General features: G+C 39.2%; 23 protein-coding genes and 2 pseudogenes. 8 read left to right on the top strand and 17 right to left on the bottom strand.

Features of this window, described 5'->3' with window-relative positions:
• Positions 1-2: 2 nt before the first annotated feature.
• From D2C78_05380 to D2C78_05395, 4 genes are read left to right on the top strand one after another with little or no spacing between them, the layout of a single operon-like run.
• Positions 3-1,211 (top strand): tyrosine--tRNA ligase, encoded by a 1,209-nt coding sequence (locus D2C78_05380; protein QEF35363.1) that lies wholly within the window; start codon positions 3-5, stop codon positions 1,209-1,211.
• A 10-nt stretch (positions 1,212-1,221) separates the two neighbouring features.
• Positions 1,222-2,313, top strand: coding sequence for a nitronate monooxygenase (locus D2C78_05385; protein ID QEF35364.1), 1,092 nt, complete (start codon positions 1,222-1,224; stop codon positions 2,311-2,313).
• A gap of 6 nt (positions 2,314-2,319) precedes the next feature.
• A complete protein-coding gene (locus D2C78_05390) occupies positions 2,320-3,642 on the top strand; it encodes an N-acetylmuramoyl-L-alanine amidase (protein QEF35365.1) in 1,323 nt (440 codons plus the stop codon).
• A gap of 18 nt (positions 3,643-3,660) precedes the next feature.
• A complete protein-coding gene (locus D2C78_05395; GenBank protein ID QEF35366.1) occupies positions 3,661-4,398 on the top strand; it encodes a hypothetical protein in 738 nt (245 codons plus the stop codon).
• Positions 4,399-4,483: 85 nt separating this feature from the next.
• Here D2C78_05395 and flhB read toward each other — a convergent pair whose 3' ends face one another.
• Together flhB and mobA are read right to left on the bottom strand one after the other, a co-directional pair.
• A complete protein-coding gene (gene flhB, locus D2C78_05400; GenBank protein QEF35367.1) occupies positions 4,484-5,560 on the bottom strand; it encodes a flagellar biosynthesis protein FlhB in 1,077 nt (358 codons plus the stop codon).
• Positions 5,553-6,158 (bottom strand): molybdenum cofactor guanylyltransferase MobA, encoded by a 606-nt coding sequence (gene mobA, locus D2C78_05405; protein ID QEF35368.1) that lies wholly within the window; start codon positions 6,156-6,158, stop codon positions 5,553-5,555. The genes flhB and mobA overlap by 8 nt, the downstream gene beginning before the upstream one ends.
• 84 nt (positions 6,159-6,242) lie before the next feature.
• Between mobA and moaA the strand changes: the two genes are divergently transcribed.
• Positions 6,243-7,208, top strand: coding sequence for a GTP 3',8-cyclase MoaA (gene moaA, locus D2C78_05410; protein QEF35369.1), 966 nt, complete (start codon positions 6,243-6,245; stop codon positions 7,206-7,208).
• A gap of 12 nt (positions 7,209-7,220) precedes the next feature.
• Positions 7,221-7,412: a YkgJ family cysteine cluster protein gene (locus D2C78_05415; protein QEF35370.1), complete on the top strand. Its 192-nt coding sequence runs from the start codon at positions 7,221-7,223 to the stop codon at positions 7,410-7,412.
• Between the two features lie 8 nt (positions 7,413-7,420).
• Here D2C78_05415 and ftsY read toward each other — a convergent pair whose 3' ends face one another.
• Positions 7,421-8,314: a signal recognition particle-docking protein FtsY gene (gene ftsY, locus D2C78_05420; protein QEF35371.1), complete on the bottom strand. Its 894-nt coding sequence runs from the start codon at positions 8,312-8,314 to the stop codon at positions 7,421-7,423.
• 6 nt (positions 8,315-8,320) lie between these two features.
• Entirely contained in the window at positions 8,321-8,878 is a 558-nt protein-coding gene (locus D2C78_05425) for a hypothetical protein (protein ID QEF35372.1), read from the bottom strand.
• A gap of 97 nt (positions 8,879-8,975) precedes the next feature.
• Here D2C78_05425 and D2C78_05430 point away from each other — a divergent pair, with 97 nt between their 5' ends.
• Complete coding sequence (locus D2C78_05430) at positions 8,976-9,650, top strand: 5-formyltetrahydrofolate cyclo-ligase (GenBank protein QEF35373.1); 675 nt, start codon at positions 8,976-8,978, stop codon at positions 9,648-9,650.
• The gene (gene rny / locus D2C78_05435; GenBank protein QEF35374.1) at positions 9,550-11,139 is read left to right on the top strand and encodes a ribonuclease Y; all 1,590 of its coding nucleotides are present in this window, start codon (positions 9,550-9,552) and stop codon (positions 11,137-11,139) included. The genes D2C78_05430 and rny overlap by 101 nt, the downstream gene beginning before the upstream one ends.
• Here rny and D2C78_05440 read toward each other — a convergent pair whose 3' ends face one another.
• The 13 genes and pseudogenes from D2C78_05440 to trmB all read right to left on the bottom strand — a co-directional run bounded on the left by D2C78_05440 (position 11,140) and on the right by trmB (position 22,674).
• On the bottom strand, positions 11,140-12,438 hold the full coding sequence (locus D2C78_05440) for an MATE family efflux transporter (protein QEF35375.1): 1,299 nt from the start codon (positions 12,436-12,438) through the stop codon (positions 11,140-11,142). It abuts the gene before it with no gap.
• Between the two features lie 17 nt (positions 12,439-12,455).
• Positions 12,456-13,768: pseudogene (locus D2C78_05445) on the bottom strand (sodium:proton antiporter).
• Positions 13,769-13,894: 126 nt separating this feature from the next.
• The gene (locus tag D2C78_05450; GenBank protein QEF35376.1) at positions 13,895-14,773 is read right to left on the bottom strand and encodes a carbon-nitrogen hydrolase; all 879 of its coding nucleotides are present in this window, start codon (positions 14,771-14,773) and stop codon (positions 13,895-13,897) included.
• Between the two features lie 3 nt (positions 14,774-14,776).
• The gene (locus D2C78_05455; protein QEF35377.1) at positions 14,777-14,923 is read right to left on the bottom strand and encodes a hypothetical protein; all 147 of its coding nucleotides are present in this window, start codon (positions 14,921-14,923) and stop codon (positions 14,777-14,779) included.
• A complete protein-coding gene (locus D2C78_05460; GenBank protein QEF35822.1) occupies positions 14,889-15,560 on the bottom strand; it encodes a tRNA threonylcarbamoyladenosine dehydratase in 672 nt (223 codons plus the stop codon). The genes D2C78_05455 and D2C78_05460 overlap by 35 nt, the downstream gene beginning before the upstream one ends.
• Before the next feature lie 91 nt (positions 15,561-15,651).
• Entirely contained in the window at positions 15,652-15,891 is a 240-nt protein-coding gene (locus D2C78_05465; GenBank protein QEF35378.1) for a hypothetical protein, read from the bottom strand.
• Positions 15,878-16,258 (bottom strand): flagella export chaperone FliS, encoded by a 381-nt coding sequence (gene fliS, locus D2C78_05470; GenBank protein ID QEF35379.1) that lies wholly within the window; start codon positions 16,256-16,258, stop codon positions 15,878-15,880. The genes D2C78_05465 and fliS overlap by 14 nt, the downstream gene beginning before the upstream one ends.
• A gap of 73 nt (positions 16,259-16,331) precedes the next feature.
• Positions 16,332-18,357 (bottom strand): annotated as a pseudogene (gene fliD / locus D2C78_05475) (flagellar filament capping protein FliD).
• Between the two features lie 9 nt (positions 18,358-18,366).
• Positions 18,367-18,744 (bottom strand): flagellar biosynthesis protein FlaG, encoded by a 378-nt coding sequence (locus tag D2C78_05480; protein QEF35380.1) that lies wholly within the window; start codon positions 18,742-18,744, stop codon positions 18,367-18,369.
• Positions 18,745-18,836: 92 nt separating this feature from the next.
• On the bottom strand, positions 18,837-20,039 hold the full coding sequence (locus tag D2C78_05485; protein ID QEF35381.1) for a M23 family peptidase: 1,203 nt from the start codon (positions 20,037-20,039) through the stop codon (positions 18,837-18,839).
• Entirely contained in the window at positions 20,032-20,838 is an 807-nt protein-coding gene (locus tag D2C78_05490; protein ID QEF35382.1) for an ABC transporter permease, read from the bottom strand. The genes D2C78_05485 and D2C78_05490 overlap by 8 nt, the downstream gene beginning before the upstream one ends.
• On the bottom strand, positions 20,825-21,496 hold the full coding sequence (locus D2C78_05495; GenBank protein ID QEF35383.1) for an ABC transporter ATP-binding protein: 672 nt from the start codon (positions 21,494-21,496) through the stop codon (positions 20,825-20,827). Before D2C78_05495 ends, D2C78_05490 begins: the two co-directional genes overlap by 14 nt.
• Complete coding sequence (gene trmB / locus D2C78_05500; protein ID QEF35384.1) at positions 21,493-22,674, bottom strand: tRNA (guanosine(46)-N7)-methyltransferase TrmB; 1,182 nt, start codon at positions 22,672-22,674, stop codon at positions 21,493-21,495. Before trmB ends, D2C78_05495 begins: the two co-directional genes overlap by 4 nt.
• Positions 22,675-22,677: the final 3 nt, after the last annotated feature.

The following is a 22,677-nucleotide window of genomic DNA, read 5'->3' on the forward strand; positions in this document are numbered from 1 at the left end:
ACATGGAACAAAAAATCAGTACCGCCTTAAAAGAGATCAAAAGAGGCGCTAATGAAGTCATTGGATTAGAATATATTGAAAAGCTGGTGAGAAAATATTACGAAACCAATGAACGCTTTATCGTTAAAGCCGGGTTTGATCCTACCGCTCCCGATTTGCATTTAGGGCATACGGTATTGATCCAAAAACTGGCTTTATTGCAGCAATATGGGGCTAGGGTCAAGTTTTTGATTGGGGATTTTACCGCTATGATAGGCGATCCTACAGGGAAAAATGAAACCAGAAAGCCCTTAAACCGGGAGCAAGTCTTAGAAAACGCTAAAACTTATGAAGAGCAAATCTATAAAATTTTAGATCAACAACACACCGAAGTGTGCTTTAATTCCACTTGGTTGGATACTTTAGGTGCAAAGGGCATGATAGAATTGTGTGCGAAGTTTTCAGTCGCTAGAATGCTAGAAAGGGACGATTTTGCTAAACGCTACAAAGAAAACCGCCCCATTAGCATCGTGGAATTTTTATACCCTTTGTTGCAAGGCTATGATTCAGTAGCGATGGATGCGGATATTGAGCTTGGGGGCAATGATCAAAAGTTTAATTTGCTGGTGGGGCGCTTTTTGCAACGGGCTTATGGCTTGAATAAAGAGCAGTCTGTCATCACCATGCCTTTATTAGAGGGGCTTGATGGGGTGCAAAAAATGAGTAAAAGCTTGGGGAATTATGTGGGGATCACTGAAGAGCCTAATGCGATGTTTGGGAAGATCATGAGCGTGAGCGATGATCTCATGTGGCGCTATTACACCCTTTTGAGTGCTAAGACTTTAGAAGAAATTGAAGACTTAAAACATGGTATTTTAAATCAAACCTTGCACCCTAAAGCCGTTAAAGAAGATCTTGCTGGTGAAATCGTGGCTCGTTATTATGATAATGATCAAGCCATCAAGGCTAAAGAGCAATTTTCTAAAGTGTTTAGCGCAAACCTTTTGCCTGAAATTTTATTAGAGAGCGATTTTGATGAGGGAGTGGGGATTTTAGATGTTTTAAAACAGATTGGCTTTTGCCCATCCACTTCACAAGCCAGGCGTGATATTCAAGGGGGAGGGGTAAAGATTAATCAAGAAGTGGTAAAAAATGAGAGTTATCGTTTTGTTAAAGGAAATTATGTTATACAGCTTGGTAAGAAAAGATTTATGAAATTAAATATTAACTAAGGAAAGAGCTATGGTATCAACACTCAAACCGCTAAAAATCGGTAAGCACACCATAAAATTCCCTATCTTTCAAGGGGGAATGGGTGTGGGGATTAGTTGGGATGAACTAGCTGGAAATGCTGCCAAAGAAGGGGCTTTAGGAGTGATTTCAGCCGTAGGGACTGGTTATTATAAAAACATGCGTTTTGTAGAAAGGATTGTGGCTAAAAAACCCTTTGAAGCCTTGAATTTTTACTCTAAAAAAGCGTTGAATGAGATTTTTGCAAACGCTAGGAAGATTTGCGGGAACAAGCCTTTAGGAGCGAATATTTTATACGCTATCAATGACTACGGCCGTGTTTTAAGGGATTCTTGTGAAGCGGGAGCGAATATTATTATTACAGGGGCTGGCTTGCCCACTAACATGCCTGAATTCGCTAAAGGTTTTAGCGATGTGGCGCTCATCCCTATTATTTCTTCAGCGAAGGCTTTAAAAATCCTTTGTAAAAGGTGGAGCGATCGGTATAAAAGAATCCCGGACGCATTCATTGTGGAAGGGCCGTTGAGTGGGGGGCATCAGGGCTTTAAATTCGAAGATTGTTTCAAAGAAGAATTCCGATTAGAAAACTTAGTGCCTAAAGTCGTGGAAGCTTCTAAAGAATGGGGGAATATCCCTATCATCGCTGCTGGGGGGATTTGGGATAGAAAAGATATAGACACCATGCTAAGTCTTGGAGCGAGTGGGGTGCAAATGGCGACTCGTTTTTTAGGCACGAAAGAATGCGACGCTAAAGTGTATGCCGATCTTTTGCCCACGCTCAAAAAAGAAGATATTTTACTCATTAAATCGCCTGTAGGCTATCCGGCTAGGGCTATTAATACTGGGGTGATCAAGCGCATTGAAGAGGGTAACGCGCCCAAAATCGCATGCGTGAGCAATTGTGTAGCGCCTTGTAACAGGGGTGAAGAGGCTAAAAAGGTGGGCTATTGCATCGCTGATGGCTTGGGGCGCAGTTATTTAGGAAACAGAGAAGATGGGCTTTATTTTACTGGGGCTAACGGCTATAGAGTGGATAAAATTATCAGCGTGCATGAATTGATTAAAGAGCTTACAGAGGGTTAATTTGTAGTGCTTGTGAGGTTAGGGGTTGTTGCATGTCTTTTTTGGTTGCATTTTGCTTATGCGACAACCCTTAAAATCATCAACATTGTGCCTTTTGGTTCTAGCAGTGTCAAAATGGTGTTTAATCAAGAAATTAAAAAATTCAAAGAAGTTCCGCTCAAAAATTTTAAGAGTTATTTGGAATTAGAAGCGGTTCTAACCATTCCTAAAAAGCATTACCAATTCTCCAAGCAATCTTTCATCACGATCGTGCAATTCAGCCCTAAATTAGCGCGAGTGGTTATCGGCTATGCTCCTAAGATGACTTATGAGATTAAAATCCTTAAAAACAAGCTCTATGTTTCTATCGTGGAGAAAAAACCCTTAATAAGGCATCAAATGACGCCCAAACCACCCAAACACCATGCACTCAAACACCAGACGCCAAAACCCACCCCTAAGCCCATTAAAAAAGAGGCTAAAGAGGCTAAGGAGAAAACGCCAACTAAGCATGCGCATTCAAAACACGCGCACTCTCCATTGAACGAAAGGAGCGCTAAAAAAGAAATTCCTAAAAAAGAAATTCCTAAAAAAGAAGCGGAAAATGAGAGTAAGAACCAAATCTTTATAGCAGAAAAAAATGATACTTGGATCAAAACCAAGCGCAAAAAACACAAAAAGATCGTTTTGGACGCTGGGCATGGGGGGAAAGATTGTGGGGCGATGAGCGCGAATTTGGTGTGTGAAAAGGACATTGTTTTAGAAGTGGTGAAGTTTTTGCATAAAGAGCTTAAAAAAAGAGGTTATAGCGTTTTATTGACAAGGGATAAGGACATTTACATTGATTTAGTGGCCCGAACGGAATTAGCCAATAAAAAAAGCGCGGATTTATTCATCTCAGTGCATGCCAATTCCATCCCTAAACGCTCCACCTCTAACGCCCATGGCATAGAGACTTATTTTTTATCCACCGCAAGGAGTGAAAGGGCTAGGAAAGTGGCTGAGCAAGAAAATAAAGACGATGTGAATTTGATGGATTATTTTTCTAAAAGTTTGTTTTTAAATTCATTGAACACGCAGCGATTGATCGTCTCTAACAAATTAGCGATTGACGTGCAATACGGCATGCTCCAGAGTGTCCGCAAAAATTACCCTGATGTGGTGGATGGGGGTGTTAGAGAGGGGCCTTTTTGGGTGTTGGCCGGGGCTTTAATGCCTTCAATTTTAATAGAAATTGGTTATAATTCCCATGCGATAGAATCTAAACGCATCCAAAGCAAACCGTATCAAAAAATCTTGGCTAAGGGCATTGCTGATGGCATTGATAGTTTCTTCAGCAAGAATGATTAGGCAATGATTAGGCTATAGATGAATTTTTATCAAAAGATATACACGCATAAAGTCGTTTTTTCTTCATTGTTTTTTTTGTTGTTTTTGTTCAATGTAGAAACTTTGTTGCTTTCGCATTTCAGCGACGATTTTTCGCAATTGTTTTTTTTGTTTGAAAACCATGTTTATGATTTCATTGTCAAATTAGATTACTTGGGGTTAATAGGCGTTTCTTTGATTTATCTGCTTGCGCTTATTCTAAAGCCTTTCACCCTCACGCGCCAAAAATGCGCTTGCGTAGGGATATTATGCCTTTCTTTTTACGCTTGGAATTTTCCTGTTAAACATTCTTTAATCGTGCTTTATCTTTTCTATTTTGCGCTGTTAGCGACTTTATTGTGGCGTTTTTTAGGGGCTAGCATGAAGCAATCTTTCTTGCCCTCTATGAATATTTGCATCGTGTGGGTTTTTGCTTCTTCTTTACAGAGTTTTAGATTTTTAAGCGTGTCTGATTGCGTGGATTTTTCCCTTTTTATCCTCGCTCTTATTTTATTGATACTGGTTTTAATCTACCACAAACGCCTTTTTGGGTTGTATGAATACGCTAACACACTTATTTTGATCGTGGGGCTTAGCGTGGTGGTGCTGTGTTCTAGCATGTTCATTCAAACTAAAGAATACTATGGCGTGCGATTGGGTTTTTATTTTTTAGGCTTGTTAGGGTGGCTTTTAGAATACATCCATAACACTTTAAGGCGTTTGGAGCATCAAATTTAAAGCTCAAGTAGGGATAACTAAAGCCTTTTGATTGAGTGTCCTTGATTGAGTGTCTTTTTGGGGCTTAAAAGGGGTTTAAAAAATCTTAAAGAGGTTTGATGATCTTTTGTTTTTGGCGTTCTTGCTCTAATTTAGCCACTTGAGCAAAGACTATCGCCACCGCTTCAAACAATTCTTCTGGTATGGCAGCGTTTAATTTCACATCCCTATAAAGCTCTCTAGCGAGCGTTTTATTTTCTATAATTTCTATATCATGCTCTCTGGCGATGCCCTTAATCCTAATGGCTAAATAATCCGTGCCTTTAGCCACCACCACCGGCACAGGGTGTTCTTCATCAAATTTGAGAGCGACGGCATAATGGGTAGGGTTAGTCACCACGACATTGGCTTTGGGGATTTCTTGCATCATTTTATTCGTGGCGTTTTTTACCATCATTTGGCGGATTTTGGCTTTGATTTCTGGGTTTCCTTCTTGCTGTTTGTATTCGTCTTTAACTTCTTGCTTGGTCATTTTTAAAGAGTGGGTGTATTGGCGGCGTTTGATCACTAAATCCACAAAAGCCAAGACAAAAAATAAAAACAAAAGCGAAGAAATGAGCCATAACGCCTTGCTTTTAAACCACAATAACTGGCCTTTTAGATTCAAAAGAGCCGCATGGTTTAATTCCCCTAAAAACAAGGAAAAGATGAAAAACCCCAGGAAAAAAGCTAAAAAAACTTTTAAAGTGATCAAACTCCCATCAAGGAGCTTTTTTAAAGAAAAAAGGTTTTTGACGCCATTGATAGGGTTGATTTTAGAAAATTTGGGTTCAATGACTTTAGGGGCAAAGAGCCAGCCAAACTGCAAGACATTAGACAAAAACGCCACCACCATTAAAATGATTAAAACAGGCAAAAGCAATAAAAAAGTGTCTTTAGCCAGCTGGTTAAACAGCTCTTGAACGCTTTCTTTGCTAAAATCTAGGGAGAAATCTTTCAACACATGGCGATACATCTCGCTAAAACCATCCACCCACCATATAAAAAAAACAAAAATACTCATCAGCCCAGCCAATAACCCTAAAACCCCCACCACTTCCATGCTCTTAGGCACATTGCCCTCTTCTCTGGCTTTTTGGATTTTTTTCGCGCTAGGGAGTTCGGTTTTTTCTTCTTCAGCCATTTGCTCCCTCTTTTAAAATTTGAACGGCTAATTCATAGTCTTTTAGGGTGTTGAGGTTTAAAAATTCTTCTTCTTTATCAAAATGGATAGCGGTTGAAGAGGCGTTTTTGATAAGATCGCTCAAGCGATAATTTTGCGTTTTAATGGCGTAATTAAGGGCGTTAAGGATACTTTGATGCCACAAAGAAATCAAATAATGTTCTTTTGTGGGGCTTTTAGCATAGACTACGCTAAAGTTTTTAATTTCACAAAGAGCCTTAATGCTTTCAAAGGACACTAAAGGCGTATCTATGGCGATAAAAAAAATATAAGGGGTTTGCAGCGTTAAAAAAGCGTTATGAATGCCAAAAAGGGGTGAAAAAAGGCCGCTCTCTTTTTCTAAAAGATAGGGAGCGTTTAGTGCGTAAGATTTTTTAGTGCTGATAATGACTTGTTTGAAAAGTTTTAAAAGGCGTGTGTATTGGTATTCTAAAAGGCTAGGATACGATTTTAAAGGCATGAGAGCCTTATTGATTTGAATGTTATTGATGGTGAAACGAGAGCTTTTGCCCCCAGCTAATAAAACGCAAGGAATGTTTTCAATGATAGGGTTTTTCAAAAGTTCTATCCATTTTGATGTTGTTAAGTCATTGTTTATCATGTTACACTAAAAGCTTAAATAAAGGGCATAAGGGAAAAGGGAGTGTTAGTAGATAGTTTCAATAGGGTTATTGATTATATTAGGGTGTCTGTAACCAAACAATGTAATTTCAGGTGTCAGTATTGCATGCCTACCACGCCATTAGATTTTTTTGATGATGAAGAATTATTGCCTTTGGATAATGCTTTAGAATTTCTTAAAATCGCCATTGATGAAGGCGTTAAAAAAATCAGAATCACGGGTGGTGAGCCATTGTTACGCAAGGGTTTAGACGAGTTTATCGCTAAACTACACGCTTACAATAAGGAAGTGGCGTTAGTTTTAAGCACTAATGGTTTTTTACTCAAAAAAATGGCTAAGGGTTTAAAAGATGCTGGGTTATCACGGGTGAATGTTTCATTGGATTCTTTAAAAAGCGATAGGGTTTTAAAAATCTCTCAAAAAGACGCCCTTAAAAATGCGCTAGAAGGGATTGAAGAGTCCTTAAAGGTGGGTTTAAAACTCAAATTAAACATGGTTGTGATGAAAGGCGTTAATGATGATGAAATCTTAGAGCTTTTAGAGTATGCAAAAAACAGAAGCATACAAATCCGCTACATTGAATTTATGGAAAATACGCATGCTAAAAGTTTGGTTAAAGGCTTGAAAGAGGAAGAAATTTTAGATTTGATCGCTCAAAAATATAAGATTATGGGCATGGAAAAACCCAAACAAGGGTCTTCTAAAATCTACACGCTAGAAAATGGCTATCAATTTGGCATTATCGCTCCGCATAGCGATGACTTTTGCCAATCTTGCAATCGTATCCGTTTGGCTTCTGATGGCAAGATTTGCCCATGTTTATACTATCAAGACGCCATAGACGCTAAAGAGGCGATCATCAATAAAGATACAAAAATGATGAAAAGGCTTTTAAAACAATCTATCATCAATAAACCAGAAAAAAACATGTGGAATGATAAAAATAACGACACTTCCACAAGGGCGTTTTACTACACAGGGGGGTAGGGGAGTAAATTTTTGGATTTAGAAACCAATCTGTGCAAGATTTATGAATCCCGCCCGTTAATTTGCAGGATTGATGGAGCGCACAAAAAGCTTTATTCCCACATTCCGCTTAAGGAGTTTTATGCCAAAAACGCAGAGGTTTGTAACGCTTTGCAAGAAGCAAACCACATGGATATAAGTTTTAGGGTTATTCTTAATCAATAATTTTTAATTTATTGTCCCACAAACACCGCATCAACCAAATCTTCTATAAAGCGTTCTTCATCAAAAGCGATCAAATCGTCTTCTTTTTCGCCCATTCCTAAATAAAGAATGGGTAATTTCAACTCATACAGCACGCTTAAAATCGCTCCGCCTTTAGAAGTGCCATCAAGCTTAGTCATGATCACGCCATCTAGCGCCAAAGTCTCATGGAAAATCTTGGCTTGAGTGAGCCCAGAACTCCCTTGCGTGCCGTCTAAAATAAGGAATTTATAAAAGGGGGCGTCTTTTAAAACTTTAGAGCAGGTGCGCGCGATTTTAGAAAGCTCGTTTTTAAGGTTGGTCTGGTTGTGTAACCTCCCGGCGGTGTCTATAAAAACTTCATCTATATTTTTAGCGATCGCGCTTTCTATGGTGTTATAAGCTAGAGAGCTTGGATCGCTCCCTTCTTTAGCGCTAATGACTTGAATGTTAAGCTTTTCGCCCCATAATTGGAGCTGTTTGACTGCGGCCGCTCTAAAAGTGTCGCCGGCTCCTAAAAGCGCTTTTTTATGCTGTTTTAAAGAGAGCTTGGCGAGTTTGGCGATCGTTGTAGTCTTGCCCGCCCCATTAACCCCCACGATCAAATGCACTAAGGGCTTTGTGGTGATGGTCTTTAGGCGGGTTTTATCATAATAGCTTTCCCCACGCACGAAACGCAACAAAGCGACTTCTAATTGCTTGGGCGTGATTGAATCGCCTAAATGATTTAACAAGCTCTCTATCAAATCGTATTGAATGTCAAAGCCAATCAAAATTTCTTCTAATTCCTCTTTAGGAACGCTTTGGCGCTTTTTCTCTTTAGCCTCTTCTTTAACCTCTTCACCCTTAATTTTATTGACAATTTTTTTGAAAAAATTAAACATGGTTTTTTAATCCTTTAAATTGGAAATATCAAATTGGAGCATTTCTATTGGCACGATCCCCTGATACATTTTAATCAATTGGTGTTTGTAATATAAGAGCATGTTAAAAGAATGGTTTAAAGAGTCATGCTTTAAATGATCAAAAAGAGCGGTATCTTTAGGGTTTAAAATCATAAAATCAGTTTGAGAATGCGTATTAAAGTCTTTGATTTCATCGCTTGAATAGGGTTGATTGAGTAAAATAAGCACCCTCAAACGATCTTTAAAAGTTTTTTTTAAGACGTTAAAGCTGGGGGTGTAATCTTTTAAAAAATTATCTAAAGCGCTTAAAACTAATAGGGTAGGGGCGTTAGAATCCGGGCTGATATTTAGAGAATCTAAATCGCCTGTGATGGTGTATTCTTGGTTATTCAAATCCGTAGCGGTGTAGGTTTTAGGGCTATCTTGTTGGGTGGTATTGTTTTGAGAATCTTGAGATTTTTGAGAATTTTTACAAGCGCTAAAACCCAACAAAACGATCAAAACCAGCGCGATAAAACGCAAAAAATAAGCCTTAATTCTCATTATAAACACATCCTTAAGAATAATAAAATGGTAACTAATAACCTAAAATTATACTATAATGTAGGTCTAAAATTTAAGGATTATAACCATTAAAACGATTTTTAGAGATTTTTGTAAAGAACGCTTGAAAAGGGCTAAACCAACCAAAGATAAAGCACTCAGGGATAAACTGGCTTGCAAGCTTTTATTTTGGAAACTCAAAGATTATCAAAATATTTTATTGTATAGCCCATTAGGGCATGAGCTTGACATCAGGCCTTTGATTTTGAAGTTAAGACAAAAAAATAAGCGCGTGTGGTTGCCTAAAAGCATCAAAAAAGGCGCTAATTTTTCTAAAGAGGGTTTCACTATCGCGCCCTTTAGGTTGCCCTTAAGGCGTTTGGGGTGGTTTGATGAGCCGAGTTTATCGCGCTATTATAAGCGGGAATTGGATTGTATTGTCGTGCCGATCTTAGGGATGGATACAAGCTTTAGGCGCGTGGGTTTTGGGCTAGGCATGTATGATAGGAGTTTGCCCCAATTATTCAAAAGGCGGCTAAAACGCCCCTTAATCGTGTTTGTGAGTAGGGAATTAGCTCTAGCTAATGGTGTTCTTACAAACGCTTATGACATTGAAGCGGATCTTTACATGAATGCTCGTATCGTTATGAAGAATGATAAAAGGAAACATTATGAGCAGCGGGTTAATTTACATTTCATTAGAAGTCTTAGTAGCGTGTTTGATTACCGCTTTAATCATGTATTATGTGATGAAAAAGATCTATTACGCTAGAGGGCAAACCATTTTAAAAGGCGCTTCAGCTAAAGCCAAATTAATGGAATTTCAAGCGAAATCTTTTGTGGAAGCTGAAGAGATGCGCATGAAAAGCCAAGAATGCAAATTGCAACAGCAATACGAAAACAAAAATTTGCAACTCCAAACCCATTTTGAAAAAAAAGAAGCGCATTTGAAGCATTTAGAAGCGCAACACAAAGAATTTGTAAGAGATGAAAAACGCTATTTGGAAAAGGAAAAACAAGAGCTTGAAAAAGAACGCCAAATTTTAGAGCAAGAGAGGGAAAATTTTAAAAAACAGCGCGCTGTTTGCAAAGAAGCTCAAGCCAAAGCGCTAGATGCGATGCTCAATTACATGGCTTATACCAAAGATGAAATTAAAAGCATGGTTTTAGAGCAATTAGAAGAAGAATTAGAAGCGCAAAAAAGCGCATTAATCAAGCGTTATGAAAAAGAAGCCAAAGAAGAGGGCAAGAAAAAATCGTATGCCATTTTAGCGGAAGCGACAGCCCGTTTTGCGGGTAATTATGCGGCAGAGAATTTAACGACTCGCATTGCTTTGCCTTGCTCAGATTATGTGGGTCGTGTGATAGGCAAAGACGGAAAAAACATTGAAGCGTTTAAAAAAGTCAGTGGGGTGGATATAGAATTTAGCGAAGGTAGCAGCGAATTGTATTTGTCCAGTTTCAATCTTTATCGGCGTGAAGTAGCGAGCGAAACGCTTAAAATTTTAATAGAAGACGGCCGTATCCAGCCTAACAGGATTGAAGAAGTTTATCATAGAGTCGCGCGCAACATGGAAAAAGAATTGCTTTCTGAAGGGGAGAGCGTGGTGCTAGAATTAGAGCTTGGGGCTATGGAAGATGAGCTTAAAATTTTAATAGGCAAAATGCGTTATCGTTCCAGTTTCGGGCAAAACGCCTTACAGCATTCTAAAGAAGTCGCTCTTTTAGCCGGCTTGATTGCAGAACAGCTTGAGGGGGATAAAAAACTTGCCAGAAGAGCCGGTATTTTGCATGATATTGGTAAAGCGCTCACTCAAGAGCTTGGGAGAGACCATGTGAATTTAGGCGTTGAAGTGTGCAAGCGCCATAAAGAAGACCCAGTTGTGATCAATGCGATTTATGCCCACCATGGGCATGAAGAGATTTTGAGCGTGGAGTGCGCGAGCGTGTGCGCGGCTGATGCGCTTTCAGCAGGGCGTCCTGGGGCTAGGAGAAAGAGCGATGAAGAATACGCTAAACGCATGCAAGCTTTAGAAGAGATCGCGCTAGAATTTGATGGAGTGGAAAAGGCGTATGCGATGGAGAGTGGGCGAGAATTAAGAGTGATTGTCAAATCCAACCAAGTCAGGGACAATCAAGTGCCTATTATTGCCAGAAAGATCGCTAAAAGGATAGAAGAGAGCGCTCAGTATGTGGGCGAAGTGGGTGTGCAAGTGGTGCGAGAAAATCGTTTCAAAACGACCGCTACGCTCAAGCAATGATCAAGCCTTTTTCCCGCACCTTTTCCAAATGCCTTTAGAAAAAACCTTATAGTAGATGAATGAGCGCAAAAAAGTTTCTGATGCGATCACTACAAAAATAAATTCCACCTTAAAATGATAGATTAAAAGCAAGTAAATAGGCATGATCCTTAACCCCCATAAGCTTAAGGTGTTAATGTATAGTGAGACTTTAGAAATGCCAGCCCCTCTAAAAACTCCATCTAGCACAAAATACCCAATTAAGGGGGCTTGAGAGAGGCCCACAGCGATCAAATAAGATCGCGCCACTTCCAAAACTTCTCCATCTTGAGAAAAAAGGCTCGCGAATTCTTTAGCGAATAAGACTAAAATAACCCCTAAAACCCCCATTAAACCCATAGAGATTTTTAAAATCAAATGCGCGTATTCTGTGGCGATCTTTGGCTTGTTCGCCCCTAAATTTTGCCCTGTTAAAACCATCGCTGCGATCATAAACCCAAATCCGGGCATGAACGAAAAGGTTTCCACCCTAATACCTATTTGCATGCCCGCTAACACCTTATCCCCATAGCTCGCTACAAATTTAGACAAGAGTATTAAAGAAAACAAGCTCAATAAGCGCTCAAACCCGGCCGGCCAACCCACTCTAAACATGGTTTTTAAAAAAGAAAAATGAAAGGTTATTTTGAATTTTAAAGGGATTTTTTTGATTTGTATCCAAAGACTAAGCGCGAGTAATTCCCAATAAGAGACAACCACATTCGCTAAAGCAGATCCCACGATCCCCATTTTTTTAAAACCAAAATCCCCAAAAATCAAGGCTTGATTCAAGAAAATGCATGCAATGACCATGATGATTTTGACAATAAAGGGGGTTAGAGTGTCTGAAAAACTAGCGAGCGCTGAAACTAAAACATTTTTTAAAAAAATACTCGGTAGCGCGATAACCAAGACTTCTAAATAATCTTGCGTCAATTGGCGTGAAGGATCTTGTAATTGCATCCAATTTAAAAAAGGCTCAATCAAAAAATAAGAAACAAACAGCACGCCCAAACAAATCACAAACGCCCCTATGAAAATACTTGAAAAAGCGTGATTGATTTGAGCAAAATCCCTAGCCCCCACAAGCCTAGACAGAATGGCGTTAGTGCCGGTGTATAAAATCGTGTTGATGCCATAAAAAAGCATCAAAAATTGCAAGCCCACCCCTAAAGCCACAATGTGATGGTGCGAAATCTTACCCACAAAAAAAACCGAGAGCGCGACCACCAGCACATCTAAAAAAGCATTAACCCCAGAGGGTAAGGCTAAAGAAAAGATTTTCTTAACTTGATAGATTAGCCTAATAGTAACGCTCCAAGAACTCCAAAAACAATCAAAGGGAGGTTATAGACTAAAAAAGTCGGCACGCATGTGTCATAGATATGATTGTGTTGGTTGTCTGCGTTAAGCCCGCAAGTAGGCCCCATGGTGCTATCGCTAGCCGGTGAGCCTGCATCACCTAAGGCTGCGGCTATGCCGATGAGTAAAATCATAGATTCCGTGCTGAATCCTAATTTCGCGCATAAAGGGACATAAAACACAGCAATGATAGGAATCGTGCCAAAAGAAGTCCCTATCCCCATAGTGATAAACAGCCCTACAACAAGCATTAAAAAAGCCCCTAAAAACTTCCCTTGGATTATGCTTGTGATCGCATTCACTAAGCCCTCTATCGCATGCACTTTTTGCAACACTTCTCCAAACCCGCTAGCCACTAACATCACAAAAGCGATAAACGCCATCATTTTTACGCTATCGTCCATTAAAGAGTCTGTTTCTTTAAACTTAATGCCACGGCCTAGTAAGATGATCGCTAACGCTAAAAAGGCGGCTAAAGGCATCGAATCGGTGGCTAATTGGATCACAAACGCCACGACAATCCCTATAAAAGTCAAATAGTCATGGTAGTTTAATTGAAGCGAGGCGTAATCTTCTATATTAAAAGATTTTTCTTTGTAGCGTCTGGGTTTTTTGTATAGCGTTAATACCGCTAAAAATAGCCCAGCAACCATCGCTAACCCCGCTATCCACATCACTCCTGTGATTTGCGCTATGGTGGTGCTAACGCCATTAGCTTTCAATTGCTCTAAAATGGTGGTTTGAAAAATCAAGCCAAACCCTACAGGAAGCACCAAGTAGGGGGCTTGCAAGCCAAAGGTTAAAGCGCAAGCGACCGCTCTTCTATCCAATTCTAGCCGGTTCATCAAATGCAAAAGAGGGGGATTAAAATAGGGATAAAAGCGATATGCACCGGCACTAAATTTTGCGAAAAACATGCGATGAAAGCGATCAAAAAGCAAAAAGTGGATCGTTTGTAATTCATTAAGCCTATCAGCTTACTCAAAGCGACTTTAATGAGGTTGCTTTTAGCGATCGCTACCGCTAAAGCCCCTAAAAGGATGTAGCTTAAGGCGATGTTTAAATTGCCTTTCATGCCGTCTATCATTGCATTAAAACTCTCTGTGATCCCAAGCCCTCCCATAAGCCCTGCTATGAGAGTTGCGCTAATCATAGAAAGCATGACATTGAGCCTTAAAAGGCTAAGAACGCACATGCAAATGATAGCCACAAAGGCAGGATTGCTCCATATAGAGCTATTTTCTAGCATTTTTGCTCCTTGTTAAAATAAAGATACCGCGCAAAAATGATAGAATTTTCGCGCTTGTTTAGCGCAAAAAATTGCATCTACCATGTTTAACCCTTTCTAACTTTAAATCTTAAATTGATTGACTGATTAAATATAGCGTTTCAACAAATCGTTATAAAAATCAATGCGTCTGTCTCTTAGAAACGGCCACATTCGGCGCACTTCTTCGGTGCGTTCTAGATCAATTTCCGCATACAAAATCTCTTCTTTATCGCTCGCTTTAGCTAAAAATTCGCCCAAAGCCCCCACCACAAAACTAGATCCAAAAAAAGTAATGCCCCCCTTAATCGTGCCGCTAGGATCTAACTCCACGCCCACTCTGTTAGTCGCAATCAAAGGCAAGCCATTAGCGATCGCATGCCCTCTTTGAATGGTCTCCCATGCGTTTTGCTGACGCTTTTTTTCTTCATTAGAATCTTCTTCTAAAAACCCTATCGCGCTAGGGTAGATTAAAATTTCTGCCCCTTTTAAAGCCATAATTCTAGCCGCCTCAGGATACCACTGATCCCAACACACCATAAGCCCTAATTTGCCCACGCTTGTAATAATAGGCTCAAAGCCCAAATCCCCTGGCGTGAAATAAAATTTCTCATAAAACCCCGGATCATCAGGAATGTGCATTTTGCGATACACTCCAGCGATTGAGCCATCTTTTTCAAACACAACCGCGCTGTTGTGATACAACCCTTTAGCGCGCTTTTCAAACAAAGAAGCGATCAAAACTACTTGAAATTTTTGGGCTAAAGCGCTAAAAAAAGCCTTATCTTCTTCAAAATATTCGCCTAAATCAAAAAATTTAGGGTTTTCGCTCTGGCAAAAATAACTATAAGGGTTCAATTCTTGCAACACCACTAAATTGGTTTTAGGGTGTTTTTTTAGCACTTGTTCAAGCAGGTTGGCTGTATGCTCTATAGTCTTTTTTCTAGAGCCGCAATAAGCATGCTGGAGGACGCCTGCATAAATCATTTTTCACTCTTCTTCATAATCAGAGTTATAGTCTTCATAATCGTCATCATCATAGACATTCTTATAATCATTACACTCTTCATCTTCTTCTTCAAAGCCCTCTAATTCTTCTTCTTCAAAATCTTCCAATTCGTCTTCGTAATCTTTCATTCCACTTCCTTTCATTGTTGTTGATAATGTCTTGCACGACTTCACTCGCTATTTGCAAGCCAAAACTCGCTGTAACCGCATTAAAGCTCCCAAGCTCTATGCAATGCGGGACTTCAGGGCTAAAAACCACTTTAAAATCCCCCTTAAAACGGCGTTTTTTTAAAAAATCCCTAAATTTACGCCCAAATTTATCGCCATAGCTTTCCCACACGCTCCCCACTTTGATGTGTTTAGGATTCAAACGTTTCGCGCTCCCCATAGAGCTGATAAATTTCCCGTAAGCGAAATTCTGGCATTTTATCGCTAAGCTTGTTTTAATAGGCAAATCGTCCATGCAATCTAAAATGTAATCATAATCTCTAAAATTAAATGAATTTAAAAACGCTTCATCTATATGCAAATTCAAAGCTTGAATGCCCTTATAGAGATCTTGCAACACCAACACTTTAGATTCTCCTATCCTTTCTGAGCCAATCTGGCGGTTTTGATTGGTAACATCAAACACATCTTTATCAATGATAGTGATTTGCCCTATCCCCACACGATACAAAGCGTCTAGCACAAAGCCCCCAACGCCCCCCACGCCACAGATCAAAACCCTTTGTCGGCGGATTTTTTCAAAATCGTTTTTAAACAACCACCTTATGCGCGTGAATCTATCTATGGGTTCAGACAACCTTTAGCCTTCAATAAAAATAGTGCTTTTATTGTATCGTAGTTTAAAAAATCTAAGACAAAAATTTTTGGATTTGCTTAGCCTTATGCATTTGTAATTGCAGTTCTTCTTTTTCTTTTTCTAATAGTTCAATGCTTTGGGCTATCATTTCCTTAAGGCTTAAAAGCGTGTCTAAATCTAAGCTTTTTATTTGCTCTAAAGAAAGGCACTCTATCAATGAAAAGGCGAGTTTAGAATCTTTTTTAACAAGAGCGATTTTAAAGGAATCTAATAACGCATTAGGCGAGTTCATCTGAATGGATTTCTCTCCATGCTTCTAACAACCCCCTAGCCACATTCAACACCAAATCAATCTTACTCGCATCATTTTCCACATTGGCCTGCGTTAAAACTTTGATTTGATGGGTGTATAAGCCTGTAAGATACACCGCCACTTCCCCCCCTTTTTCATAATCTAAAATATTCAACAATTCCGTGAAAATATCCGTAACCCTATTAATATAATAAATCTTTTTTTCAATGTCTTCATTTTCAATACAGCGTTTGGCTTGCGAAGAAAATCTCAAAATCCCTTCATAAAGCATTTCAATGAGTTTTGCCGGGGACTCCACACTCACTCGGTTATGCTGGTAGGCTTGATAAGCGTTAGCGTATTGCATAATGTTCCTTTATCCTTTAAAATTGATAACTCTCTGTTTTTTTAATTCTTTTTAGCCGCCGCTTGATCGATCATCATTTGCACGGAATTGAATTTTTGATTGGCTTTAGAGATTTGGCTATCATAAGCGGCAAAACGCTCCGCCATGATGTTGTAGCGGGTTTTTAAAAGCTCTTGAGCGTTTTCTTTGTCTTTAGTCAGGCTTTTAGCGTCTCTGTCTAGGGAATCTTCATAAATCTTTAATTTAGCGTTCCCTCCATCTATGAGATTGGCGATGACTTGATTGAATTTAGAAAAAATGCCCTCTTGGTGGATTTCTCTGCCTCCCATATCCTTGCTATCGCTCCCATAGAAAAAATCTTGAGTCGCTTTAGGGTTAGAATTTAAGGCGCTACTCAATTTAGCCTCATCTAAACTCATCACGCCCTTATCGTCTAAACTAAGCCCGTATTTCATCAAGCTTTCTACCCCATTATCCGTATGCACGCTGTAAGAAAACACATTATTGAGAGAAGAACGGATCGCACGAATATCGCCCACGCCGTTAAAAATCCCAGCGATTTTGGTGTCAGCGTCATAACGCGTGTCTTCATCTAGTTTAGGGATAAGCTCGTTATAGGCTTTGACAAATTCTTTAAGGCTGTCTATAATGGCTTGATTGTCTCTGCTCACGCTGATAATGGCAGGCTTATTAGGCTCTGTGGTTTGCTCTAAAGTGATATTAACCCCGCTGATCACATCATTGACCTCATTAGTGGGGCGTGTGATGCTCACCCCATTATAAGTGAATTCTGAATCGCTCGCTTTTTGCAAATTTTTAGACATAAAAAGCGTGTCTTGTGAAGCTTCATAAGATTGCACCATGCCAGCATTCAAACCCAAATCCTTCAAACTGGCCTTGCCTAAAGCGTCCTCGCCCTTAATCGTTAGCATCCCGGTTTTAGAATTGATCACAAGCTTGCCTTCGGCGTTTTTAAACGCGTTCAAGCCTTCTTTAGCGTTGATCGCTTGAATGATAGCGTCTGTGTTTTCTTCGCTGGTGTTGCCCTCTTTGGTTAAGGCTTTTAAATCCAGTTTTTGGCCATTCAAGCTAATTACCCCTTCTAATTTACCCTCTTTTATCGTGCGAGAGCTTTTTAACAAATCGCTTTCTTGGGTGGCGGTTTGCAAAAACCCAAGCTCTTTAGCCTTGCTCCCTTTAACTTCAATGCTTCCCCCACGCCTGTCATTAATGATTAAAGATTCCCCCCCATGAAGAGTGTCTATGGAAATATCCCCATTAGCGATCAAATCTTTAAAATTAGGGTCATTTTCTAAAGCCTGCTCTATCGCTTTTTGGATTGCGGTGTTTTTTTGTTTGATAGAAGCGCTTTCAGGGAGTTCTAGCATGATAGGGACTTCATGCATGTTCCCATCAGCCCCCTTTAAATTCAAACTCACTTCACTCTTTCCGCTCCCATCAACCCCCAAAGAAAGGGCGTTTTTGTTGGTGAGCGTGGATTGGAGGTGTGAGCCAAAATAGACTCGGTTGTCTTCGCCGGTGTTTTTGGTATTCACCATTAATTGGTAGGGGTCATTCCCTCCTGTTTTCATCACAATACCCATCACTTCGCCATTGGTAGCGTCCGTGATGCTTTGAGCCACATCGCCTAAAGTCATTCCTGCTTTAATATTAACGGCGTAGTCTTTGTTTTGCGTGTAAAATTTGAGCGTGGTATCCACTTGGCTAAAAATATCATCTCTTGAAGAAAATTTCGCCCCTAGTTCGTTAATATCGCCTTGCGCTAAATTTTGCACATCCACTTTAATATCCTGAATAGGCACGCCAGCCCCCACGCTCGCGCTCAACGCATCGCCTGTAACATTGCTTTTTCGGCTGATATAAGTGGAATAATCTGAAAGCGTTTTAACCGGACCTTTTAGAGCTGAAAGGAGCGTTTTAATTTCTACAAGGGCTTTTTGTTTTTCAACATTTTGCTCCATTTTCTTGTCTAGTGGGGCGATTAACGCTTTTTCATCAGCGTCCTTAAGCTTGTCAATCACATCATAATTCAAAACCTTACTGCCAAGCCCTAATGAGCTTAATGAACCTATTGCCATGTTTTACCTCTAATGTTTAGCCTTTTCATCAAAGATAATGCCTATCACATCGCGCATTCTTTGCATAAGCTCCACGGCTTCTTTAGAGGGTATTTCTCTTATCACCTTATCCCCATTAGCGTCTTTGACTGAAACCACTAACCCTTTGATCGTATCGTTATAACTAAAATTAATATCCGTGCCAATGCGTTTCATTTCTTCATTCAGACGCTCGCTCAACAATTCTAGTTTGGGTTTGTATTGATCAGGGTCTATCGTTGTCTTAGATTCATCTATAGTGTTTTCTATAGTGTTTATAGTGTTTGCACGACTGATCTCTTTTGTGGGGGTTGTTTGAACGCTTGCATGAGATGTGGGAATCCCAACCCCTTGAACTTCATTGACCATAAAAACCTCCAAATTTTTCCATGCCTACAAATATAATTATTTCTTTGTTTGCATAAGCTCTTTAGCCAATATCGGCAATAAAAATGATTTGTTTAATTGCGTGCGATGAGTTCTAAGGGGTTGATGTGTTTTTCTCTCATGGTAACTTCAAAGCCCAAGCGTTGATCAATGCGCCCTAAAACATAGCCCTTTTGGATTCGCATGCCACTTTTAATGGTGGGGGCGATTTTATCCAGTTGGGAATAAATCGTGCGGATGCCGTTTTTATGCTCAATGATAACGACTTTTTTAAGCATGTTGATTTCTTTAGCGAACACGATTTTCCCGTCTAAAACATTACGCACCAAAGCGTTTGGGGTTTTTGACACTAGCGTGATAGACTCGCTAAAAATTTTTAAATTATAAACCGGGTCAATATAGGGGCCAAATTTTTGCACCACTTCGTAATCGTTCAAAGGAGCGATCGTTTTTGGCCCGTTATAGCTCGTGGTGTTGATATTTTGATAAGAGCTAGCCACTTGTTTGACTTCTAAAGCTTGAGAAGATTTTTTCAAACTGACTTTTTCTTCATTTTCTCTGTTTTGTTTGATGATATTCAAGCGTTTTAAAAGAGCGTTCAAGTTCTGGCGCTCTTTCTCTAAAAGGGTTAGGCGTTGGTTATAGATCGCATAATCTTTTTGCATGCTCAAAATGAGCTTATTTTGTTCGGTTTGCAAGGATTTTAAGGTTATTTCACGAGTTTTTTGCTCATCTATGACAGAGGAGATTTTTTGAATGCTGCTTTTGACTTTTAAAGCTTGCGTATTGAGTTCCTTTTCTTCTTGGCTTAGTTGCGACATTTTAGACAGAGTGCTTTGGTGCAAGTTTTCAAACGCCACTTGTAAAATCACATCATTAGAAGAGGCTAAATTCTGCCCCTTTAAGGCTTGTGAGAAAAGAAAATCTTCTAAAAGCGTATCAAACACCCTCTTTTGTAAAGATGATCGCTGTTTTTGCAAATGATCTAAAGACTTGCGGTAGTTGGTTAGGACTTTTTCTTGCGCCAAACTTTCGTTACGATTTTTTTCAAGACTCTTTTTTAAGGCGACCATTTGGCGCTCCATCTCAGCTTTTTGAAGCTCTTTAGAGCGGATCGCTTCGCCTAAAGAACTCAAACGGCTGTTTAGTTGGTTTTTTTCTTCATGGGTTTTTTTCAAAAGGGTTTCTTTATGTTGGATATCTTTAGCAATATCGCTCACTTTTTGCGTGTTAGCTGATAGTAAGGTGGTTAACAAAAACACCCCTAATTTATACATGTCTAGTCCTCCAAGCTACAAGTAAAACAGAAACAAATGAGACTACAAGGCTAAAAAGCAGTCCCCATAAAAAATGGTTTAAAACAAACGCACCTCCTATAATACCCAAAGTATCCATCGTTTTTTCAAAACCTTTTTGCGAAGTGATATAAAGCATGAGCATGGGGGCTAAAAAACTAGCGATTAGAGAATCCATTAAAGCTATTTTATACAAAAACCCGTTTTTAAAAGACACCGAAGCCCCTAATAAATCCATGATCTCTAACCTCTCATGGTATTGATAGATCCAGATGCGGACTTGCTTGAACATCAATAAAACCGATAAGACAAAGACCACTAACGCAAAGATATAGACCGCTGCTTTAATAAAACTCAAGAGATCATACACTTGCATGTAAGTTTTGGCAAAGACTTCAACTTTTTGAACGCCAGGGATTTTGAGCAATTTTTCTTTAATGTTTTCTAAACGCTCTTGAGTGGGGAATGTGGAAAGTTGTAAAGAATAAAAAAAGGGCAAATTTTTTCTTAATTCCTTAAGCCCGTCTGTACCTAAAGTTTTTTGAAGAGGTTCTAAAGAATAATTAGGATCAATTTCTTTTAACGCTATGATTTCGTTAAAATTTTGACGCAACAATTCCAAGCTTAATTTTTGCGTGCTGGCTAACACGACTGAATAATCTTCAATCAATTTTTTTTCTTTTTGTTCTATCGCTTGATTGATAAACAACACACACTCCAAGCTAAACAATAACGCTACTATGGGAATGATAAAGGCTAAATGCTTTTTAAGAGTATTCATAAACTTCCCCATCTTCTATGTAAAATTTTCGGTGATAAGCGCTAAAATTTTTAGGGAATTTGTGCGTAACCACCACGATCGTAGCGTTTAATTGCGTGTTCATGCCCCTTAACAGGCTCCAGATTTTATCGCTAGAATAATCGTCTAAATTCCCGGTAGGTTCATCGGCTAAAATGAGTTCAGGGCAGTTCGCCATGGCCCTAGCCATAGCCACTCGCTGTTGTTCGCCCCCACTGAGCTCTTTGGGGTAGCGGTTAGCCTTATGGCGTAAATCAATGTGCCCTAAAAGTTTTTCTAGCTGCAAGTGGCATTCTTCTTTTTTAACGCCACAAATCACCATGGGTAGTTTGATGTTTTGCTCAATCGTATAATCTTGGATCAATTTATAATCTTGGAAAACCACGCCAATATTTTTACGCAAATCTAAAATCGTTGATTTTGAAGCGTTATTCATGTTGATATTGCAAACTTCTAATTTACCGCTAAAAAGTTTTAAATCCCCATAAAACGACCGCAAAAGCGTGCTTTTACCGCTCCCGCTAGGCCCTGAAATGAACACAAAATCCTTCCGTTTGATGCGTAAATTAGCATGCTTAATGACCGGTTCGTTTTGCTGGTATTGTAAGCATAAATTATTCGCTGCGATGATCACACTCATCCAATTCCCTTTTGGCTTAGGATATTTTGAAGCAAAAGATGCGCTTTGTGGTTGTTTAAGGTTTTTAAAGGGCTTTTATTGAGGTAAAAAATCTGATTTTCTGCCAATAAAACAAACAAACGCACAGGCCAATCAAAATCCCCCATACTCAATTCCACTAAAAAATCCCCCTTATTCTCATAAATATTACAAACATGCACAAAATACCCCTCTTTAATAATTTTTGGGGTTTTTAAAATCGTTTTAACGCTCTTTTTACTCATTGTTATTGTATCAAAAGAAAAATCAAATGCATGGTTATCAAAAGGGGTTTCATTCGATTCTAAAGAATAAATTCTTAAATCATAAATATCTTTTTTGAGTTTATTCCAACGCGCTTCATACTTGCTGATAACCGGGATTTGAGCGTTTTTTTTGATTTCTACCTCGCATTGAAAGTTTTTTAGGGCTAATTTTAGGCTGTCTTCAAAATAAAGACCATCATCGGTGCGTAATTCCAAAAACCCTCTAGGCTTTAAAACCCTTAAAGCTTCGTTTAAAAATTTTTCGCTTAGCACCCGGCGGTGTTTTTTCTCATTCCATGGCACAGGGAAATGCACAAAAATCTTCTCGCATTTGTGATTTGGCATGCTTTCTAAAATCAAACGGCCATCGCCTTGCAAGATGTGCAGATTTTTTAAATTTAACAATTCAATTTGCTTTAACGCTTGCGCGATAGAGGGGGTGTGAATCTCTATCCCTAAGCATGTTTTAGTGGGGTTGTTTTTGGCTAATTCTATCAAATGCCTCCCGCTCCCAAAACCAATTTCGGCTAAAATAGGGGCCTGATTTTTTTGGATAAAGTATTCAAAAGCCTCTAAATCAAGGGCTTTTTTTTGGCTCGCATGTTTAGAATTTTCTTGCAAATTATGCGAAATGACTTCAAAAGATTGCGAATAAATCCTTAAAGCTTGTTTTAAAATTTCTCTTTTTAAGGGCGTTGCTTTTTCGCTTTTGATCAAAAAATCACCCGTTCGCCGGATTTTTTGCAATAAAAAAACATCATTCTTAAAACTCGCATACACACAGCTTTTAGTGGGGTGTTTTAAGCTTAAAAATTCCTTATGAAAACAAAAATCCCCCTCAATTAAGGGGTATTTTAAAGGTTTAAAATCCAGCTTGGCTAAAAAATGGGGCATTAA

Origin of the sequence: Helicobacter pylori, assembly GCA_008032935.1 — a bacterium.
GTDB classification, from domain to species: Bacteria; Campylobacterota; Campylobacteria; order Campylobacterales; family Helicobacteraceae; genus Helicobacter; species Helicobacter pylori_CX.

Coding starts and splice junctions, on each gene's coding strand:
- D2C78_05380 (QEF35363.1), top strand. CDS start 3: ATGGAACAAAAAATCAGTACCGCCTTAAAAGAGATCAAAAGAGGCGCT.
- D2C78_05385 (QEF35364.1), top strand. CDS start 1,222: ATGGTATCAACACTCAAACCGCTAAAAATCGGTAAGCACACCATAAAA.
- D2C78_05395 (QEF35366.1), top strand. CDS start 3,661: ATGAATTTTTATCAAAAGATATACACGCATAAAGTCGTTTTTTCTTCA.
- flhB (QEF35367.1), bottom strand. CDS start 5,560: ATGGCTGAAGAAGAAAAAACCGAACTCCCTAGCGCGAAAAAAATCCAA.
- ftsY (QEF35371.1), bottom strand. CDS start 8,314: ATGTTTAATTTTTTCAAAAAAATTGTCAATAAAATTAAGGGTGAAGAG.
- D2C78_05425 (QEF35372.1), bottom strand. CDS start 8,878: ATGAGAATTAAGGCTTATTTTTTGCGTTTTATCGCGCTGGTTTTGATC.
- rny (QEF35374.1), top strand. CDS start 9,550: ATGAGCAGCGGGTTAATTTACATTTCATTAGAAGTCTTAGTAGCGTGT.
- D2C78_05450 (QEF35376.1), bottom strand. CDS start 14,773: ATGATTTATGCAGGCGTCCTCCAGCATGCTTATTGCGGCTCTAGAAAA.
- D2C78_05455 (QEF35377.1), bottom strand. CDS start 14,923: ATGAAAGATTACGAAGACGAATTGGAAGATTTTGAAGAAGAAGAATTA.
- D2C78_05465 (QEF35378.1), bottom strand. CDS start 15,891: ATGAACTCGCCTAATGCGTTATTAGATTCCTTTAAAATCGCTCTTGTT.
- fliS (QEF35379.1), bottom strand. CDS start 16,258: ATGCAATACGCTAACGCTTATCAAGCCTACCAGCATAACCGAGTGAGT.
- D2C78_05480 (QEF35380.1), bottom strand. CDS start 18,744: ATGGTCAATGAAGTTCAAGGGGTTGGGATTCCCACATCTCATGCAAGC.
- D2C78_05485 (QEF35381.1), bottom strand. CDS start 20,039: ATGTATAAATTAGGGGTGTTTTTGTTAACCACCTTACTATCAGCTAAC.
- D2C78_05490 (QEF35382.1), bottom strand. CDS start 20,838: ATGAATACTCTTAAAAAGCATTTAGCCTTTATCATTCCCATAGTAGCG.
- D2C78_05495 (QEF35383.1), bottom strand. CDS start 21,496: ATGAGTGTGATCATCGCAGCGAATAATTTATGCTTACAATACCAGCAA.
- trmB (QEF35384.1), bottom strand. CDS start 22,674: ATGCCCCATTTTTTAGCCAAGCTGGATTTTAAACCTTTAAAATACCCC.